The organism is Nocardia citri, assembly GCF_054065835.1.
The window spans coordinates 1-204 of the sequence record NZ_JBSUQM010000096.1 but is presented as its reverse complement, the minus strand read 5'-3'; the positions used below and the strand labels follow the sequence as shown (position 1 = coordinate 204).

The following is a 204-nucleotide window of genomic DNA, read 5'->3' as shown; positions in this document are numbered from 1 at the left end:
ATGGTCGAGCTGGCGGATGTGTCCGACCCTGAGCTGCTGGTCACCGTGGTCGCGTCTGCCTTGGGGTTGCGCGAGGATCCGGCGCGGCCCTTGCCGGAGGTGGTGTTGGAGTTCCTGGCGGCGCGGGAATCGCTGCTGGTGTTGGACAATTGTGAGCATCTGGTGGCAGCGGTGACGGGGCTGGTGGAGACCTGGCTGCGAAAC

Annotated in this window: 1 protein-coding gene; it reads left to right on the top strand. The window is 66.2% G+C overall.

What is annotated here, in order from left to right; genetic code table 11:
- Nucleotides 1–18: 18 nt before the first annotated feature.
- Nucleotides 19–204: hypothetical protein (locus ACW2Q0_RS31275; protein WP_457194516.1), on the top strand; the 186-nt coding region annotated here is incomplete at its 3' end.